The following is a 19,993-nucleotide window of genomic DNA, read 5'->3' as shown; positions in this document are numbered from 1 at the left end:
AGTAATATCATATCAATAAATTAGAGGATAAACTTAGAAAAATTAAAAGATATCATTAAGGATGCCTACAGAAGTAGAACGTAAAATACTCGTTGTAGACGACGAGCCAGATATTGTAGAAATATTAAGTTATAATCTTCAAAAAGAAGGCTATAATGTAAAAACTGCAAACGACGGAAAACAGGCTGTTGAGACTGCTAAAATGTTTCATCCAGAGTTAATCATTTTAGATATCATGATGCCTGTGATGGATGGTGTTGAAGCTTGTCGTCAAATAAAGGAAAATCCAGATCTTTCTGATGCCCATATTATCTTCTTAACTGCAAGAGCTGAGGAATATTCCGAAGTTGCTGCTTTTGATGTGGGTGCTGATGACTATATCGTTAAACCAGTAAAGCCAAGAGCTTTAATGAAACGTATTGAGTCTATCTTTAAAAGAAAGCATAAGAGTAAAAAATCGAAAAAGGATATTATTAATATTGGGAAATTCTCTATTGATAAATCAAGTTATACCTTATATATCGATGGAGAGGCAAAAACACTTCCTAAAAAGGAATTTGAGTTATTGTATTTCCTAGCAGAATCTCCAAATAAAGTATTCAATAGAGATGATCTCTTGAGAAACATTTGGGGTGCCGATGTTTATGTTTTAGCTAGAACTGTAGATGTACACATTAGACGTGTAAGAGAGAAAATCGGTGAAGGCTATATTAAAACTGTAAAAGGAGTGGGTTATAAGTTTGAAGCTTAAAACACATTTTACGATATTTGTGAACCTCATAGCGTTTAGTTATGAGGTTTTTTATTTAAAATAAAGAATTTATGTATTTCAACGCGAAATCAGTTTCCTTATTACTAGCACTTTGTGTTGGAGGTATAACTGCAGCTTTCCTATCTATCATACCAGATGTTTCTATAATGGGAGTTGTAGTGGGTTTAATTATTTCTTTTTCATCCTCCTTCCTGCTTACCTATTTTGTTTTAGAGTTTATCTTTTTTAAAGAGATAAGTAATATTCATAGACAAATACACGAACTACGACAAAAGCAATCCAATGGATTCTCTCCAGAACTTGGACAAAAACAAAAAAATCCAATTGTAGATATTAAATCTCAGATTAATCATTACGCAAAAATGAAAGAAGATGAGATTGCCCAATTAAAACAAATGGAACAATACAGAAAGGAATTTCTGGCCAATATATCACACGAACTTAAAACACCTATTTTTGCCACTCAAGGCTTTATTCTCACCCTTTTGGATGGTGCAGTAAATGATAAAAGTGTAAGAGATCGTTTCTTGAAAAAAGCAGCTAAATCGCTTAATGCTTTAAATATTCTTGTAGAAGATTTGTTGACTGTATCAAAAATTGAGGCAGGAGAAATCAACATGGAGTTTGAAGAATTTGATGTGCAGGTGATGTTGGTGGATGTTTTAGAACAAGTAGAACAAAAAGCTGAAAAGAAAAATATTACTGTTACATTAGAAGCACCTTCTGATGACCCTATTTACATTAATGCCGATTACAATCGTCTAAAGCAAGTTGTTTTAAATTTAGTTGTTAATGGTATTAAGTATAATAACAAAAATGGATGGGTTAAAGTAATTTTGGAAGTTAAAGAAGATACTGTTACCATTAATGTAAAAGATAATGGCTTCGGAATACCTGAAGAGGATCAAAATCGTATCTTTGAACGTTTTTACAGAGTAGAAAAAAGTAGAACTAAAAAACAAGGTGGATCAGGGTTAGGTCTTGCTATATGTAAACACATCTTAGAAAGACACGATACTGGTATTTCTGTAACAAGTACTCCTGAAGAAGGTTCTAATTTTTCTTTTGATTTGAAATTAGTGAACGACACTGAAAATGAAGATACCGAACTTTAAAAAGTGGATCATTTTTGAAAATGATAATTATATATTAGTCAATAAACCTCCATATATCTCAAGTTTAGAAGATAGAGATAAAACGCTTCCAACTGTTTATCAGGAAGCAAAAAAATATGGTGGAGACACACAACTTTGTCACCGTCTCGACAAAGAAACTTCTGGTGTAATGGCCATTGCTAAAACACCCGAAGCTTATCGTCATTTGGCAATTCAGTTTGAAAAAAGAGAAGTGGAGAAAATTTACCATGCAGTTGTTGAGGGCGTAGAAAACTTTGACGGCGTTATGGTAGATAGAAACATCTTAGTTTCTGGCAGAGGTAATGTTCGTATTGATATCGAGGGTAAACCATCACAAACGTTGGTGAAAACGCAAGATATTTATAAATTCCACTCTTTGGTTGCTTGTAAACCTCTTACAGGTAGAATGCACCAAATTAGGATTCATATGGCTTACTTGGGTTCTCCTATTATTTCAGATGAAGTATACGGTGGTAAATCACCTTACCTTTCAGAAATCAAGGGACGTAAATTCAATCTAAAAGGAGGAACAGAAGAACAAGCATTGATGTCAAGAGTAGCTTTACATGCAAGATCACTTCGATTTAAAGATGTCGATGGTTCTGAAATCTTCATTGAAGCTGAATATCCTAAAGATATGAGAGCAGTAATTACTCAAATGAAAAAATATAAATAATGTCACCATACTTTCAAGATCATATGCCTGGCAATGTTTGTTTTGGCTGTGGAATGGACAATCAGGATGGATTGCATATAAAAAGTTATTGGGAGGGCGATTTGGCTATATGTGAATGGCTTCCTGAAGAAAAATACCATGGTTGGGCTAACCTACTTAGTGGTGGAATATTAGGGACAATTATTGACTGTCATTGTATGGGTACAGCAATGGCTGACGCCTATAAATCGGAAGGAAGAGCACTAGATTCTGCTCCATATTACAGGTATGCCACAGGTACAATGAACATTAAGTACCTTAAACCAACACCGATTAATCAGACCATACGATTAGTGGCCGAAGTTACTGAAAGTAAAGGTAAAAAGATTGTCATGAAATGCACCTCTTGGTCGGGTGATGTTCAAACTGCTGAAGCTGAAGTAATCGCTATTCAAGTATTTAATAGTGATGCATCTAAAGATAAAAATCCATTTGTAAAATAAGTATATGCCGCATATTACACATCCACTAATTGATGAATACATTGAGAAAGTAGCCACTCCAGAAAATGAAACATTAAAAGCATTGGATAGAGCTACGCATCTCGAGGAGAATATGCCTCATATGGTTTCTGGACATCCTCAAGGACTTTTTCTAACCATGTTAGCCAAAGGAATGTCTGCAAAAAAAGTATTGGAAATCGGTACTTTTACTGGATATGCTGCTATCGCAATTGGACAAGGTATGCAAGAGAACGGCGAATTACATACCATTGAAATTGACGACGAAAAGGAGAAAATAATTTCCGAATACATAAAAAAAGCTAAACTTTCTAATATCATTAAACTTCATATTGGAAAAGCCGTTGATATAATACCTGACTTAGGGGATCAATTTGATATTATTTTTATCGATGCTGATAAAATGAACAACGACACGTATTACGAAATGTGTCTTCCTCTTCTTCGAGAAGGAGGTTATCTATTGATAGACAATGTTTTGTGGAAAGGTAAAGTTGTTGATGAAAAAGCGAATGATAAAATGACTCAAGCTATTATGTCATTCAATAATAAAGTTACATCTGATAAAAGAGTACAAAGTTGCATATTACCCTTACGTGATGGTATTTTAATGGCTCAAAAATTGTAATTTAGCCACACAATAAGTAATTTAATATAGGTCGGTCGGTACTGGCTTAACCATGACTTCTCAAAAAAAGGTACACATAACCTATTATGAAAAAAATAAATACTTTAAGTTTACTAATTGGAGCAACTATCTTACTAAGCTCATTTAATAAACATACTGATATAATATCCCTAAAACGAGCAGAGTTAATAGTAAATTATCAACCTTATCAAGATGATAACCCCTATCCTATTATCACTAATGTTCAAACTAAGACTGTAAATGGGGAAGAAATTACATTGGTGGATGCCAATGCAATCCCTGCCTTTATTGCAGGTCCAAATCAAAACCTTATGCTAATAGCCAATGCTTTAGGTGTTGATGTAAAGAAAATTTACAAATACAACGATATGGATTCTTTTGATGATTTACAGGAAGGACATGTCTATTACCTTAAAGCAAAAAAAGGGAAAGCCATGGTACCCAATCATACGGTAAATACAGAAAAAAACCTATGGGAGGTATCTCAAAAATATGGTATCAAATTAAAAACATTGGCTAAGAAAAATAGAATGAAAGTCGATGAACCACTTGCACGTGGTCGTGTTTTATTCCTTCAAAAGAAAAGACCTAAATCAGTTCCTCCAAAAGTGGTAGACCTACCGCCATTAGAAGAACCTGTTGTTGAAGAAGAAATTCAAGAAAGCGAAACTCCTTTAGTAGAAACTGCTGCGGTAGTGACACTAGGTGTGGACAGCACAGCTTTAAACATAGATCCTAACAGTAAAACACACGTTGTTCAAGAAGGTGAATCCTTATTTACAATTTCTTCTATGTATGACGTAACCATGTTAGAACTAAAAGAATGGAATGACATTGGAGATAATCTTGCACTCGAAGAAGGTCAAGTTCTAGTAGTAGGCAAAGATGAAACAGTTGCAGAAGAAACCATAGTAATTCCAACAGATCAACCCGCTGTAGAAAAACAAGCAGCAGAGACTATTGCCACTGATGATTCTTTTGAAATTATGCCAGCAAATGAGCGAACAGGTAATGGTACAATAACTGTTGGAGAAACTGCAGTTGTGGCAGGTGCTGCTACTGTTGTTGCTGCTGACGCGTTAGAAGAAGAGGCTGCTGAAACAGAAATGGCTGCTGAAACAGAAATGGCTGCTGTACAAAAGCATACAGTACAACCTGGCGAGTTCTATTATGGAATTGCAAGAAAGTACGGTGTTTCTGCAAGACAATTACAAGAGTGGAATAACAATAAAGAATTACACCCTGGTGATGAAGTTTTTGTAAGTAACCCAAGTGGAAATCAATTTAATTCGGTAGCTTCAAATAGTGCAATCGATGCAACGGGTGCCTATTCCGGAACGGTTTTAACCCATACTGTGGAAGACGGAGAAACACTAGCATCTATTTCAGCCAAATATGGTATTTCAGAACAAGATATCATCAACCAAAATAAAGTGCTTCAAGATCAAGGCAACTACGCACGACTTCCTATGTTTTTACAGATTCCTCAAAAAACAGCAGAAGAACCAACATTTGCTTCAAGAGGTCCTGCTACTACAACAGTAGATGAGTCAATTTATCATCAAGCTGCTGCTGAGCAACCTGCGGTAGTTGAAGAGACTAAAGTGGTTGAAAGCACTCCATTGGTTGCAGCTAGTACAAGTACACCTGATGTATCTTCTGCAAAAACTCACAAAGTGGCTAAGGGAGAAACATTATTTGCTATATCAAGAAAGTATGGAATTTACCATAAAGACCTTATCTCTTGGAATAATTTAGGAAGCAATGGTTCGATTAACGAAGGACAAGTATTACGCTTAACGGATCCTTCTTCGGAAAATGGAAATACTGCTCCTGAATATCATATGGTAAGTGGTGGTGAAACTCTTTATTCTATCTCTAAAAAGTATGGAGTTTCTATCAATGATATCAAAAAGATGAATAATATGGATTCCAATACTGTCAAAAAAGGACAACGATTGAGAATCAAATAATTCTTACACACATTAATATAAAGCCTTGATAACATGAAGTTGTCAAGGCTTTTTTTATGTTCGTTTTTTAAAAGTAGTGAAATGACGAAAATGTGTAAATCATTAATTATTTCATATAACTAACTCCTTTTTCTGTCTATGATATTTGTAATGTAATCAAAAGATACCTTTCATATTAATTCAATCTTTAAATAAATCAACATGATTACTATTACAAAAAAACTGAAGAACCTTCTATTTCTTCCATTGCTAAATATCCTTGTTTTTGCTTGTGAACAACCAATGGACCCCGTTATTGAAACTGTTCAGGATACGAAATCTATTCTGAATGAACACCAATGGTATTTAAATAATTTTGAGGTAATTACAAAAAGTGATGATATCGCCCCTCCTATTCTTTGGTCAGCAGCCTCATCAGATATTTTGTCTGGAGGAACATATGATTTAAGTGATATGGTATTTGAGGATTTAGATAATCAGTCATTTTTTCATCAGTTTACAACAAGTGGTGATATCACAACCTCTCATCATGACTATAATTTCTTAACTGATAGTATTGGTCGATACTTTATCATTAATGACCAAAAAATTAGAATTACCAATTCTTCTATCAATCTGAATTATGAATATCAATATGATGAGGATTTGAAACAATTCAGACTACACGTCAACGAGGAATCAGCTGCTTCTTTAATTAAAGATGCTAATGAGAAATTAGTAAAATATGTTGCCAATGGGACACCAGATAAGATTGGTGGTCTTGTGACAAAGCTTCTTTATCATAATGAAACCGTTCAAAGATTAATCAATAATGCACTTGTAGGTTGGCTTGCTGGTAAAGGAGAATTTATTGAGCATTTACCCCCTGAAGAAACTGCAGATGCTATTTCTGAGGAGTTATTTAAATTCCTAGAGTCTTTAGAAATTGAAGCTAAATTATCAGATGTTTTAAAAGCAGAATTAGACAAGATCATTGATTTTGATTCTGATGAACTTTCTAGACAATTGAGCCAAGAAATTGCACAACTTCTACAATCATCACTTAGTAAGGACAAGATATATGATTTCATTTACCCTAAATTAGATGAGATCGTTTCATCTCCTGAAGAAGGTGCGGATACCATTACATCATTTATTATGAATGTAATTTCTGAGATTCTTACAGAAGATAGAATTATGCCGATCTCAGAAAAAATCTGGGATGAATATACACAACTTGATGCTGAAACAATTTCTTCAGTATCATCAAGTATTACTTCTCTATTGGAAGACAACTTCTTAAATGTTGAAACTTTTTATAATATCATATATCCAACTGTTTCAAAAATTGAAGATACATCAATTTTAAAAATGGGTGAATTAGCAGAAGAGACTACGAATAAAATCGAAGTCATTATTAATACTATAAATAATACTTTCGATGGAATTGATTTGAACCCTGATTATGAAAGTATGACATCAACTTTAAAAACAGCGTTTATTGCTGCTAAACCTGTGATTTCACTTAATGGAGGAGCTGAAAAAACGACTCAAGAAATAAGCGAATTGATAAAAAATCAATTTTTAAGTACGGAGTTTATATATCAAACCATTAATGGTGGACTAACTCAATTACAATCTATTGATTCTGAAACTGCTGCCCCTATCATCACTTCATTGATAAGTGCTTTGGCTGATATTGCTTCACCAACAATTCACGAATATATATCCTCGAAATTATTATTGATAATAGATGGTACAGACTCTGAATATTTATCATTCAAGATATCAAAAACAGTGAGTGATGCTATCACATCAATAGTAAATGAAGAAAATGTCTACGGAATATTATTCCCAGTAATAGATGGCATAGCCAATCTAGACACACAATTAGTAGCTGATAAAATAGCCAATATGATTATGGAACTTGATATTATTAAGGATAATATCAACCAAGAAAATGTAAGTAAAGTAATTCAAGAAGTATTGATCAATATACAAGATACTGGTGTTGAAAATATTGTTCAATCTTTGGTGACAGCACTAGCCAAAAGTAGTCTTTTTACAGAAGTAATTACAGAGGAACGTTTGTCATTAGTGATCTCATTATTACTATACAATTCTGCATATCAAGATGTCAAAGTGGCCAATAACTTCACTTCTGCTACCATTATTTTAGAGCACAGATAAAGATCATTCATAGTTAGAATCTATAATATTAGAAGATTGAATAATATTAGTATGCTTAAAGCCTTGATGAAATTCATCAAGGCTTTTTCTATTGATAAAATGTACAAATAGTACAACTTAAAATAGGTCAAAAAAAACCTATAGATATATGAAATCAATTTATTATTTGATCAAAATATGCAACTTCATGAAGTTTTCATGTAACTGTTTGATATCTAAATCAAAGATCTTTGTAAGGTTAAGAATAAAGGAATAATCCTTTTTTAAATCAAACCAAAACAATTTCAATTTGCTATCAATCATGAAAACAAAATTCTTCAAATTTAAATTTACAAAAAACACGAAAGCGACCATTAGCTTACTATTTCTAATGGTTTTTGGGTCTAGTTTTATCATGGCTCAAGAAAAACACTCTGACGAAGATTTGGCTAAAAAATTAGCCAATCCGGTTGCCAATCTAATTAGTGCTCCTTTTCAAAGTAATATGGACTTTGGTATTGGTGAGCACAACGGAGCAAGACACACTATCAATGTTCAGCCTGTTATTCCATTTAAACTTACTGAAGACATCAACCTGATTACTCGTATGGTTTTACCTGTAGTACACCAAGACAACATCTCCGGTTATGGTAATTCTGAATCTGGCTTAGGTGATATGGTACTGAGTGGATTCTTTAGTCCATCGAAAACTAAAAATGGTTTGATCTGGGGTATTGGACCAGCTTTCTTGGTTCCTTCAGCAACCAATCATTTTTTAGGTACTGGTAAATTTGGTTTAGGCCCTACCTTCGTTGCCTTGAAACAACAAAATGCTTTCACTTATGGATTCTTAGTAAATCAAATCTGGAGTGTAGCAGGTGACCAAGCTAGAAGCGATGTGAATCAATTTTATTTCCAACCATTTGCTACATACAACTGGAAATCTGGTGCAGGAGCATCAGCTATGATGGAATTAACACAGAATTGGATGGATAACTCTACAACGATTTGGTTTACGCCAAGTATTAGTGGTGTAGCCTCTTTAGGTAAGCAAAAAGTACAACTATCTGCAGGTCCAAGGTTTAATGTTGCTGCCCCAGCTGCTCAAAAAGCGAAATATGGTTTTAGAGCATCAGTTACATTTATCTTCCCTAAATAGTCATTATACTATTGATAAGTTTTAGAGCATAAGCATCCATTTGAATGGGTGCTTTTTTATTTTCTATACCTAAGAAATAATTATCTGATATTCACTTTGACGATAATGTATAAATGATCAATCGTTTTATGTAACTCATTGATAGCCAAAACCAAGACCTTTGTAAGGTAATCAATCTAGAAATAATCTATAATTAATTCAATCCAAAATATTTCAATCTTGCTATCAATTATGAAAAAGAAAATTTTACAATTCGGTCTTATTCTTATTGCTTTATTTGCTTTTCAAAAAACATCTTTTGGTCAGGGGTCTGTATCCAATCTTGCTATTGAAGATGATTATCAACATTATACAGATAGTTTAAAGAAAACAGAATATCCTTGGCACTTTCCAATTATGGGATCAAAATTGAGAAAAATGGGTTTTGATTTACCCTTCCCAAATGGCCTTATGATTAACTATGCTTACTCTAAGCAAGATCTTATGGTGAGCAACCTAAATGTAGGTTTTTCTCCTTCTAAACTGATGAATGTTGATGGCTTTGCTCGTTTTAATAATATCACTCCAAATGTTCAAGCAGTATCAGCTAGATATGATTTTTGGTTATTACCCTTTTTAAATGTTTATGGCATTGGTGGATATATTAAATCAGATACTCAAGTATCACTTGGTTTGCCTTTCAAAGCTGATTTTACGGCTAAAAGTGAAGGTCCTACTGTAGGTTGGGGTACGGTTGTCGCTGGTGGTGTTGGCCCATTGGTAGTATCGTTGGACTATACACAAGTATATACTTTCACGGGTAGTACAGACAAGGCTACGAGAACAAATGTAATTGGTGCCAGAATTGGACATATGTTTCGTTTTAGAAAGAAACCTTACAGAAATGTCGTTGCACTTGTTGGTGTTCAATATTTAGGTTTGAATAAATCTAGTGGTGGTAAAGTAGACATTGAGAAACTAGTTGGTATTACACCAGAAGGTAAAATTAGAGCTAGTCAAAATTTAGATACTTGGTATGGTCAATTAAACCCTACAGAACAACAAATTCTTGAACCTGTATATCAAGGAGCAAGTAATTATTTAAATAGTACCGACCCATTAAACCTTCATTATACATTTGACAAGGCTTTATATTATCCATGGAGTATGTCTTTAGGGATTAATTATCAACATAATAAAAGATATCAGTTTACTGCTTTATACTCTTTCTTAGGGAGTAGAAATCAAATTGTTTTTGGTCTTAATTATCGTTTCGGTTTTAAGGGTAAAAACTTCTTAAAAGGAGTGACATTATAGAAATATCAAATCAAAAAGGCATCTTAAAAATGGATGCCTTTTATGTTTTGAATAATTTAAATATTTAATTTTCAATACATCAAACATTTATTAACATCATTTTTTGGCAACATCATCTATTGAAGTGTTATAATACCGGGCTAGTCCAAAAATTTAATGATTGATCAACCTATCGATCCATAAATTTTTGTACCTTTGCCGAGTCAAAATTGACGACAAATTATTCAATTTTAATTATATAGATTATGCCAGGAACGGAATATTTTGGTGATGAAGAAAGAAAAGAAGTAATGGACGTTTTAGAGTCCGGAATGCTTTTTAGATATAACCATGATGATCAAAGAAATGGTCATTGGAAAGCTAGAGAATTCGAAGAATTATTCCAAAATTATACTGGTGCAAAACATGCTCACGCTGTTTCATCTGGTTCTGCTGCTGTAGCTTGTATGATGGCTGCTGCTGGAATTGGACATGGTGATGAGGTTATTTGTACTCCTTTTACATTTATCGCTCCTATCGAGGCTGTATTATTTGCTGGTGGTATTCCAGTATTTGCTGAAGTAGACGAAACATTAAACTTGAGCGCTGCCTCTATTGAAGCAGCAATTACTCCAAGAACAAAGGCTGTATTATTGGTACACATGTGTGGTGCTGCAGCTGATTTGGATGGAATTAAAGCAGTTTGTGATAAGCATAATATCAAATTATTAGAAGATGCAGGTCAAGCTTTAGGTGCTTTCTACAAAGGAAAACACGTAGGTTTATTCGGCGAAGCTGGTGCTGTTTCTTTTGACTTCTTCAAAATTACTACTGCTGGAGAAGGTGGTGTGTGTTTCACAAACGACACAGATAAATACGAGATCATGGGTCAGTTCTCTGATCACGGTCACTCTCACGTTGGTGATAACCGTGGAATGGAACCTCACCCTATTATGGGCTTCAACTACCGTTTAGGAGAGTTAAACGCTGCTGTTGCTGTAGCTCAAATGCGTAAGTTGGAAATGATCCGTGAGCAAAACAGAAAAAACAAAGCGATCTTAAAAGAACGTTTACGTAAAGAAGTTCCTTTTATTACTTTCCGTTGTCTGCCAGACGAAGAAGGTGATTCAGCAACTTTCTTAAACTTCTTCATGGAAACTCCTGAACTTGCACTTAAAGCATCAAAAGAAGTTCAAGGTGTAGCTTACTGGTACACAAACATGTACCACTTTATCAATCAGTGGGATCACTTAAAGCAATTAAAATCTCCATACAAATTGGCTATTCATGATTATGAGCACCGCCAAGATTGGAATACAATTGAATTGCCTAAATCACAAAACATTATTGGTAGACTTCTTTCTATTGGTATCCGTGCGACATGGACTGAAGAAGAAATCAATGCATTTGCTGATCAGTTAATCTCACAATTGAAACAAGTTGTTGTAGAACATGCATAAGAATTTTAAAAATATCGACAAAATCGTTTATGGAAAAGGTGCCTTCAATCAAATTGATGACATCCTAGCTCCTAAACGTGATGAAAACGATAAATTCATGGTATTTATCGTTGACAAGTATTTCGAAGGAAAAAAACTTGCTGATCGTATCCCTGCTCATGATGGTGATATGGTATTCTTTGAGGATATCGACCAATACGAGCCAACTACGGATCAAGTGGATAGACTTCGTGATCAAATCTTAGCAGAGAAAGGTCTTCCTTCTGGTATCATTGGTATCGGTGGAGGATCTATCATGGATATTGCTAAGGCTTTATCTTTGATGGTTACTAACGAAGGTTCATCTCAACTTTATCAAGGATTAAACTTGGTGAAGAAAGCAGGTATCTACCACATGGGTGTTCCTACAGTGGCAGGTACAGGTGCTGAATGTTCTATGACAGCCGTTCTAACTGGACCTGTTAAGAAATTAGGCTTGAAGTGTGATTGGACAGTATTTAACCAAGCTGTTCTTGATCCTGAGTTATTAGCTACTGTTGATACCAACCAATGGTTCTATACAGGTATGGATTGCTATATCCACTGTATTGAAGCTGAAAGTGGTTTATACTTCAATGCTTACTCAAAGGCTTACGGTGACCAAGCATTAGCCCTTTGCCGTGAGGTGTATTTAGGTGATAACGCTGGCCAAAATCTAGAAAATGATGAGAAATTGATGATTGCCTCTCTATTTGGTGGTTTATCATTGACTTATTCTGAAGTAGGTGCTTGCCACGCTATTTCATATGGTTTATCAAAAATCTTAGGTACTCGCCATGGTTTTGCGAACTGTTTAGCATTCTATCACTTAGAAGAATTCTATGGTGATGCTGTTGGAGAGTTTAAAGAAATGATCAAAAAACATAACGTTGATCTTCCACAAGGTCTTTCTAAAGAATGGTCTGAGGAGACAATCGATGCTATGGTAGAAGTTTCTTACAACCTACCACATATGTGGAACCATGCAATTGGTCTTGATTGGGAAGAAAAATGGACAAGAGAAGATATCAAAAAGATCTTCAAACGTCTGTAATCTTTCTGAAGAATATAGAGAAGAAGTCCTCCTTTTTGGAGGACTTTTTTTATATTCGTTTTTTACTAAACATTACTAGCAATCTGAAAGCTATAATTCAGATAATAAACAGAACTAATTATGACAATGAAGGGCTCTATTCATCAGCAGTGTAAAAATTGTGGAAATGACTTAAGCAATAATGATAACTATTGTTCTAACTGTGGACAAAAAAACATTGACTACAACCTAAAACTTAGAGACTTAATCCAAGAGTTTGCAGATGAATTAATGAGTTGGGATTCAAGATTATTCCACACATTTATTCCATTTATCACCAATCCAGCAAAATTATCTAAAGCTTATTTGGAAGGAAAAAGAGTAAAGTATGTTCAACCCTTTAGAATATACCTTGTTTGTTCTATTGTCTTCTTTTTCTTATTTAATCATCTAGTTGTAACAGATGACGGTATAGTCATTAATAAAAGTGGTAAAGAAAAAGTAAAGAACAAATCAGAAGAGAAAAAAGAAAATAGTATCCCATTTTCAGTAATTGATTTTGGTAAAGATTCTGTTATAAATGAGGTGACTGTTAATGGAGATCGTTTTGATAAAAAAATCATTGAAGCTTATAAAAATGAAACCGTCTTAACCAATGATTTTATTCGAGATTCATTAGGTGTAAAAGAATGGATAAATGTGATTATCATTAAACAAGGGCAGAAAATATATAATGACAATGGTAAAACTTTAAAACAGTCCATATTTGCAAATATGTCGGTTGCGGTTATGTTGTTGGTACCTTTATTTGCTTTATATCTCAAACTATTTTATATCAGAAAAAGAGGCGGAATAAAGAATCTATACATACAACATTTGGTCTTCTCGACTCATCTACATGCATTTACATTATTTTGTTTCACTCTAATGATTCTGATTTCACACTTTGGACCAGAGGATTTTAGTGCTTTAATAAATACCTTTATTTGGCTATATAGTTTTGTAATGACTTTTGTAATGATGAAAAAGTTCTATGGACAGTCCTGGATAAAAACAATTATTAAAGGCAGTTTAGCAATGCATATACACTTTGTAAGTATGTTCTTTTTTGCTATCCTAGAAGTGATATTATCCGCTTTAATCTTTTGATTATCAAATAACCTTTCTGAAAAAAATATAAAAAGAAACCCACTGAGAGACGCTTTTCTCAGTGGGTCATAATATCAACCTAAATCAGTTTAAATTAAACAGAAGCAGGTTCTTCATCGAAAATCGATTCTAAAATTGACATGGCAGCTTCTCTACCATCTAATGCTGCAGTTACTACTAAATCAGCACCTCTAACGCTATCTCCTCCAGCAAAAACATTTTCTAAAGACGTTTGTCCTTTTTCATCTGTTTTTAATGCTCCCCACTTATCAGTTTCTACACCAGCATCTGTAATCCACTTAAGTTTTTCGTTATTGAAACCTAAAGCAAGGATAAATACATCTGCTTCAACGATAGATTCAGATCCAGCAATTTCACTTACTGCTTGACGACCTGATGCATCAGGCTCTGATAATTTCATGTCTACGAATTTTGATCCGTACACATTACCTTTATCATCAGCTACAAACGATTTTGGTGATTTCAAGAAGTTGAATTCTACACCTTCGTCTTTTGCTGCTCTCACTTCTTTTCTAGAACCCGGCATGTTTTCTTCATCACGACGGTAGAAACAAGTTACTTTAGCTGCTTTTTCACGAATAGAAGTTCTTACACAGTCCATCGCAGTGTCACCACCACCAATTACAACTACTCTTTTACCTTCTACATCGTATTTCTTATCGAATTGCTTATCCTCAATTTTCTTTTGGATGTTCGTTAAGAAAGGAACGGCCATATAGATGTTATCCGTATTGTATACTTCATCATCTAAAGTTCTACCTGCCATAGCACCGATTCCTAAGAATACAGCATCATAGTTCTTTCTTAATTCATCTAGAGTAATGTCGTTTCCGATATCAACACCTAGATTTAACTCCATACCTGCTTCTTTAAGCAATTCAACTCTACGTTCTACAGCTTCTTTTTCTAATTTGAAACCAGGAATACCGTAAGTTAAAAGTCCACCTGCTTTATCTGCCTTATCAAATACTACAGGTTTAACACCTGCTCTTAATAAGAAAGTTGCACAGCTAAGACCCGCAGGACCTGAACCTACAATAGCAACAGTTTTACCTGTCATCTTATCTGCAAATTCTGGTTTGAATCCTTTCTTAAAACCCTTCTCTGAGATAGCAACTTCGATAGAACCAATAGTAATTGCTCCAATTGTTTCTTCATCATTACCATCATTAAGAGTACATGCCCCTTCACAAAGACGGTCTTGAGGACAAATACGTCCTAAGATTTCTGGGAAAGGAGAACTCTCATTAGAGATTTTAAATGCTTGCTCAAGATCTTTCTCAGCGATAAATCTTAACCACTGAGGAATATAGTTACTCAATGGACAACCAACTGAAGAACAGTAAGGGTTACCACACTGTACACATCTAGAAGCTTGAGAAGCTGTTTCTGAGGTAGTGTACACCTCATTTATTTCATCGAAGTTTCCTACACGCTCATCTGCTGGGCGAAGTGTAGGTGTAATTCGTTCTATTTTAGTGAACTCGTACATAATAATTTCTTTTTGGTAAGGTATTGATTATGATCCGAGAAGGAGTTAAACCCCTTCTCAATAATCTATTAATTACCCTCCATTGGGTTCAATGGAGATTTCATGTCTTTAGATGTTACCATATAGAAGTAACGAACCTCTTCACGGAAGTGGTCAAGAATATGCTTCGCTTTCGTTGAACCTGTTCTGAACAAGTAACTACGAAGAATTCTTTGTAGGTAGAATCTACCTTCATCCCCTTCATCCGTATCGATACGAGTTGCTTTAATCAACTCTTGGTTCATTTTATCGATAAATGTGCTGTCTTTATCATAAACAAAGGCTACACCACCTGTCATACCTGCACCGAAGTTGTTACCTGTTTTACCAAGAATAACTACAGTACCACCTGTCATATACTCACAAGGGTGATCACCTGTTCCTTCTACTACTGCTAAAGCACCTGAGTTACGGACTGCAAAACGTTCCCCAACTTGACCTCTAACGAAAAGTTTACCACCTGTAGCACCATATAAACAAGTGTTACCTGCTAAACTTCTACCTTCCGTTTGTCCGTCTTTTGGAGTAATAATGATGTGTCCACCACTCATACCTTTACCAACATAGTCATTACCTGTACCTTTTAAAGAAAGCAACATACCATGACTCAATAAACAGCCAAATGATTGTCCCGCTGTACCTTTAAGATTGATAGTAATCAATTCTTTTGGTAAACCTTTCTTACCATGGAATTCGGCAATCTGACCAGAAATTCTAGCACCGAAACTACGGTTGGTATTCACGATTTCTTTTTCAAGAACTGTTCTGTAGTGAGGGCCTTTAATTACAGGCATCAACTCATCTAAGATTTCTCTTTCGAAATCGTTTGGATCGAATGGATCGTTAGAATCCTTCTCTCTGATATTCTTACCTTCAGCATAGTAAAGAACATCTTTGAAATCAAACTTCTTAGCGAAATCATTATCAATCACTTTCAATAAGTGCGTCTGACCGATGATTTCATCCATTGATTCATAACCAAGTTCTGCTAAGATTTCTCTTACTTCTTGGGCCATTGCTTGTAAGTAGTTAACTACTCCTTTCACAGTACCCATGTAGTATGCTCTCAATTGCTCCGATTGAGTCGCAATACCAACAGAACATTTATTTAAGTGACAAACTCTTAAGATTTTACAACCAATTGTTGTTAGTAGAGATGTACCAAATGCAAAACTTTCTGCACCAATGATTGAAGCTTTCACCAAGTCAAGACCTGTTTTCAAACCACCATCTGTTTGTACTTCTACAAAATCTCTTAAGCCGTTTACTTTTAATGCATTGTGTGCTTCAGCTAAACCAAGTTCCCAAGGGTTACCTGCAAACTTAATTGAACCTAATTGTGCAGCACCAGTACCACCATCAGCACCTGAGATAATGATCTTATCCGCATATGCCTTAGCAACACCCACTGCAATTGTACCTACACCTGCAGTCGATACTAACTTAACACAAATTCTAGCTTTAGGATTCACTTGCTTCAAGTCATAAATTAACTGCGCTAAATCCTCAATAGAATAAATGTCGTGGTGTGGAGGAGGTGAGATAAGCGTTACACCAGGAATTGTACATCTTAATTCTGCAATTAGAGATGTTACTTTTGAACCTGGAAGCTGACCACCTTCACCTGGCTTCGCTCCTTGTGCTACTTTAATTTGAATTTCTTCAGCATTTCTCAAGTAGTGAGGTGTTACACCAAATCTACCTGAAGCCACTTGCTTAATCTTAGAGTTCTTGATAGTTCCGAATCGCTTAGGATCTTCACCACCCTCACCCGAGTTAGATTGACCACCAATGGTGTTCATCGCTTCCGCCAAAGCTTCGTGAGCTTCTGGTGAAATCGAACCTAATGACATGGCCGCTGAAGTAAATCGTTTTGTAATCGACTCGATAGGCTCTACTTTAGAGATATCGATAGGTTTACGTTCCGATTTGAATTCGAAGAAGTCACGAATCATACGTAGACCTCTATTGTTGATCTGATCTCTAAGATCAGCATAATCTTCTGCTCTACCCGTAACAGCAAACTTTCTCAAGCTTTTCGCCACAGTAGGTGCAAAATCATGATACTCACCACCTTCAGCATACTTGTAGAATGAACCTACTTCTAAAGGATACATTTTCTTAATGAACCTTGTTTTGTATGCTGATTTATGATAAGCTTTAAGTCTTTCCTCAATATCTGAGAAATCAAGACCTGGGATAAGTGCTTCACTTCTTTGGAAACACTGTTCTACGATAGAGTTGCTCAAACCGATCACATCAAATAATGATGAATTTTGATATGATTCGATAGTTGCAATACCCATCTTCGACATAATCTTCAATAATCCAGCATTTAAAGCTTTCTGAACTTTAATTAACGCTTTCTTACGAGTCATATACGAATCTGCACCTAAGTTTTCTGCTACTTGAAGTGCTGTACCTAGTAACAGGTATGGATAGATACCTGTTGCTCCGGTAGCTAATAGAACGGCTGCTGAGTGGGAGTCATACACCTCACCTGTAATTGCAACGATAGATACTTGAGATCTCAACCCTTTAGCGGCTAAATGATTACTTACGTAACCTACTGCCATTGGCATTGGAATTAACAATTTAGATTTTGATAACTCTCTGTCATCTAACATCACGATTGCCGTATCCTCGTCTCTTACAGACTTTTCTATTTCTTCACCTAAACGATGTAGAGATTTCTCTAAATCTACGTTGAAGGCTGTACTAAATGTTTTAGAATTGTATTGATAATCGTACAATGAATCACCTTTCGTACCAAATCTTCTTAGTACATCAAAGTGTTCGTACGATAAAATTGGTGACATTGATTTCAATCGATGTGCGTTCATGGCCCCATCAATTAAAACATTATTATTTCTACCGAAAGTTACCGCTGTCGACATCACCATTTTCTCTCTTAGAGGGTCAATTGGTGGGTTGGTTACTTGGGCAAACTTCTGACGGAAGAAATCAGTGAAGTTTCTTTGTACGTTTGAGAAACAAGCTAATGGAGTATCATCACCCATAGAACCTGTATCTTCCTTACCTGTTTCGATCATTGGACGAACAACGCCTTCCAATACTTCATTGGTAAAGTTATGATAACGTTGTTTATCTACGATATCGTCATATCTGTAGTCACTCATAGACAAGAAGTTTTTGTCTACATGTTCCATCAAATAAGCACTATTCTCATGGATCCACTTACCCCAAGGTCTAGCCTCTTTAAGGTAGTTATCAATTTCATTATGCTTTAAGATTGTACCATAGCGCAAGTCGATACCAATCATTTGACCTGATTGTAATTTACCTTGCTCTTTGATATTATCTTCTTCTAAATCAATTACACCATACTCAGAACTGATGATAATTCTGTTATCGTTAGTGACAATAAATTTAGCTGGTCTTAAACCATTTCTATCTAAGATACATCCTAAGTGACGACCATCGCATAAATTTAATGCTGCCGGACCATCCCATGCCTCAAAGTTACTTGCAGCATACTCATAGAACGATCTTAATTTTGCATCCAAGTTCGGAACGTTTTGCCATGGTGCAGGCACTAATGACCTTGCTGCTTGGAAAAAGTCCATACCTGCTGTTACCAAGAATTCAAATGCATTATCTAATGATGCTGAATCTGATCCGCCAGGAACTAGGATTGGGAAAATTCTATCTAATTCTTCCTTAGTAAAAACGTCTGATTTCAGAACTTCTTCTTTTATAGAGAAGTTAAATCTGTTCGCTTGAATAGAGTTGATCTCGCCATTATGAGCTAAAGTTCTAAATGGTTGAGCCAATCTCCATTGAGGAAGTGTGTTTGTTGAGAATCGTTGGTGGAATACCGCAAAAGACACTTCAAATTCTTCTTGTTGTAAATCAACAAAAAGCTCTTTGATGTGGGTTGGCATTACCAAACCTTTATAAGAAACTACTTTTTCAGAGAAAGATGGGATATAGAACCCTTCATCATCTCTTAAAGCATGTTCTACTTCTTTTCTTGTTAAATATAATAACGCTGAGAAACGTTTTGTAGACATTAAAGCATTTGGAACTACAAAAGCCTGTACAATTTCAGGTAGTAATTCGAATGCTTGTTTACCCAACACTTCAGTATTCAAAGGTACTTTTCTTGTAAATAGAACTTTTAAATCGTTCCTTTCACAATACTCTGAGAATACTTCTTTTTGTTTCATTGGGTCTGTCAAGAACATCATAGCTACTGCATAACGTTGCGGTAGGTCAATTCCATTCATCTCCGCCTCTTTTCGCATGAAGCGATCTGGCATTGAAAATAAGAAGCCGGAACCATCTCCACTGACACCATCTGCGGCAATTGCACCACGGTGGATCATTCGAGAAAGGGCTTCAATAGCGTCTAAAGTCATTTGCCTTGAGGGCTGGTTTTTGTAGTTGGCGATCATACCAAAACCACAATTGTCCTTAAAGGCCGTTAATCTGTGTTCCATAAATAAAGCGTCTTCCGATTTTCGATATTA

The 19,993-nt window shown here is 35.2% G+C and carries 14 protein-coding genes; 12 read left to right on the top strand and 2 right to left on the bottom strand.

Going from position 1 to position 19,993, the window contains the following annotated elements:
• The first annotated feature begins 61 nt into the window (after positions 1-61).
• From KMW28_RS08250 to KMW28_RS08195, 12 genes are all read left to right on the top strand, one after another.
• Positions 62-751: a response regulator transcription factor gene (locus KMW28_RS08250; RefSeq protein ID WP_066208421.1), complete on the top strand. Its 690-nt coding sequence runs from the start codon at positions 62-64 to the stop codon at positions 749-751.
• Positions 752-822: 71 nt separating this feature from the next.
• Positions 823-1,887 carry a sensor histidine kinase gene (locus KMW28_RS08245; RefSeq protein WP_169664637.1) on the top strand — a complete coding sequence of 355 codons (1,065 nt, stop codon included), beginning with the start codon at positions 823-825 and terminating at the stop codon, positions 1,885-1,887.
• The gene (locus KMW28_RS08240; protein WP_066208425.1) at positions 1,868-2,584 is read left to right on the top strand and encodes an RluA family pseudouridine synthase; all 717 of its coding nucleotides are present in this window, start codon (positions 1,868-1,870) and stop codon (positions 2,582-2,584) included. Before KMW28_RS08245 ends, KMW28_RS08240 begins: the two co-directional genes overlap by 20 nt.
• The gene (locus tag KMW28_RS08235) at positions 2,584-3,066 is read left to right on the top strand and encodes a PaaI family thioesterase (RefSeq protein ID WP_205958193.1); all 483 of its coding nucleotides are present in this window, start codon (positions 2,584-2,586) and stop codon (positions 3,064-3,066) included. The genes KMW28_RS08240 and KMW28_RS08235 overlap by 1 nt, the downstream gene beginning before the upstream one ends.
• A 4-nt stretch (positions 3,067-3,070) precedes the next feature.
• Entirely contained in the window at positions 3,071-3,712 is a 642-nt protein-coding gene (locus KMW28_RS08230) for an O-methyltransferase (protein ID WP_169664638.1), read from the top strand.
• 86 nt (positions 3,713-3,798) lie between these two features.
• On the top strand, positions 3,799-5,706 hold the full coding sequence (locus KMW28_RS08225) for a muramidase family protein (RefSeq protein WP_169664639.1): 1,908 nt from the start codon (positions 3,799-3,801) through the stop codon (positions 5,704-5,706).
• Positions 5,707-5,907: 201 nt separating this feature from the next.
• Positions 5,908-7,875 (top strand): hypothetical protein, encoded by a 1,968-nt coding sequence (locus KMW28_RS08220; RefSeq protein ID WP_169664640.1) that lies wholly within the window; start codon positions 5,908-5,910, stop codon positions 7,873-7,875.
• Positions 7,876-8,176: 301 nt separating this feature from the next.
• Positions 8,177-9,013 carry a hypothetical protein gene (locus tag KMW28_RS08215; RefSeq protein ID WP_169664641.1) on the top strand — a complete coding sequence of 279 codons (837 nt, stop codon included), beginning with the start codon at positions 8,177-8,179 and terminating at the stop codon, positions 9,011-9,013.
• Between the two features lie 231 nt (positions 9,014-9,244).
• Complete coding sequence (locus tag KMW28_RS08210; protein ID WP_169664642.1) at positions 9,245-10,309, top strand: hypothetical protein; 1,065 nt, start codon at positions 9,245-9,247, stop codon at positions 10,307-10,309.
• Between the two features lie 245 nt (positions 10,310-10,554).
• Positions 10,555-11,748, top strand: coding sequence for a DegT/DnrJ/EryC1/StrS family aminotransferase (locus KMW28_RS08205; RefSeq protein WP_066208440.1), 1,194 nt, complete (start codon positions 10,555-10,557; stop codon positions 11,746-11,748).
• Positions 11,741-12,820, top strand: coding sequence for an iron-containing alcohol dehydrogenase family protein (locus tag KMW28_RS08200; RefSeq protein WP_169664643.1), 1,080 nt, complete (start codon positions 11,741-11,743; stop codon positions 12,818-12,820). Before KMW28_RS08205 ends, KMW28_RS08200 begins: the two co-directional genes overlap by 8 nt.
• Positions 12,821-12,946: 126 nt before the next feature.
• Positions 12,947-13,948, top strand: a complete 1,002-nt coding sequence (locus tag KMW28_RS08195; protein ID WP_169664644.1) for a DUF3667 domain-containing protein — start codon at positions 12,947-12,949, stop codon at positions 13,946-13,948.
• Positions 13,949-14,042: 94 nt separating this feature from the next.
• Here KMW28_RS08195 and KMW28_RS08190 read toward each other — a convergent pair whose 3' ends face one another.
• Complete coding sequence (locus KMW28_RS08190) at positions 14,043-15,461, bottom strand: glutamate synthase subunit beta (RefSeq protein WP_066208446.1); 1,419 nt, start codon at positions 15,459-15,461, stop codon at positions 14,043-14,045.
• Positions 15,462-15,529: 68 nt separating this feature from the next.
• Complete coding sequence (gene gltB / locus KMW28_RS08185) at positions 15,530-19,963, bottom strand: glutamate synthase large subunit (RefSeq protein WP_169664645.1); 4,434 nt, start codon at positions 19,961-19,963, stop codon at positions 15,530-15,532.
• Positions 19,964-19,993 lie beyond the last annotated feature (30 nt).

The organism is Flammeovirga yaeyamensis, assembly GCF_018736045.1.
Taxonomy (GTDB): domain Bacteria; phylum Bacteroidota; class Bacteroidia; order Cytophagales; family Flammeovirgaceae; genus Flammeovirga; species Flammeovirga yaeyamensis.
Note: the sequence above shows the minus strand (reverse complement) of the source record. Positions and strands in the feature narration are given on the sequence as shown.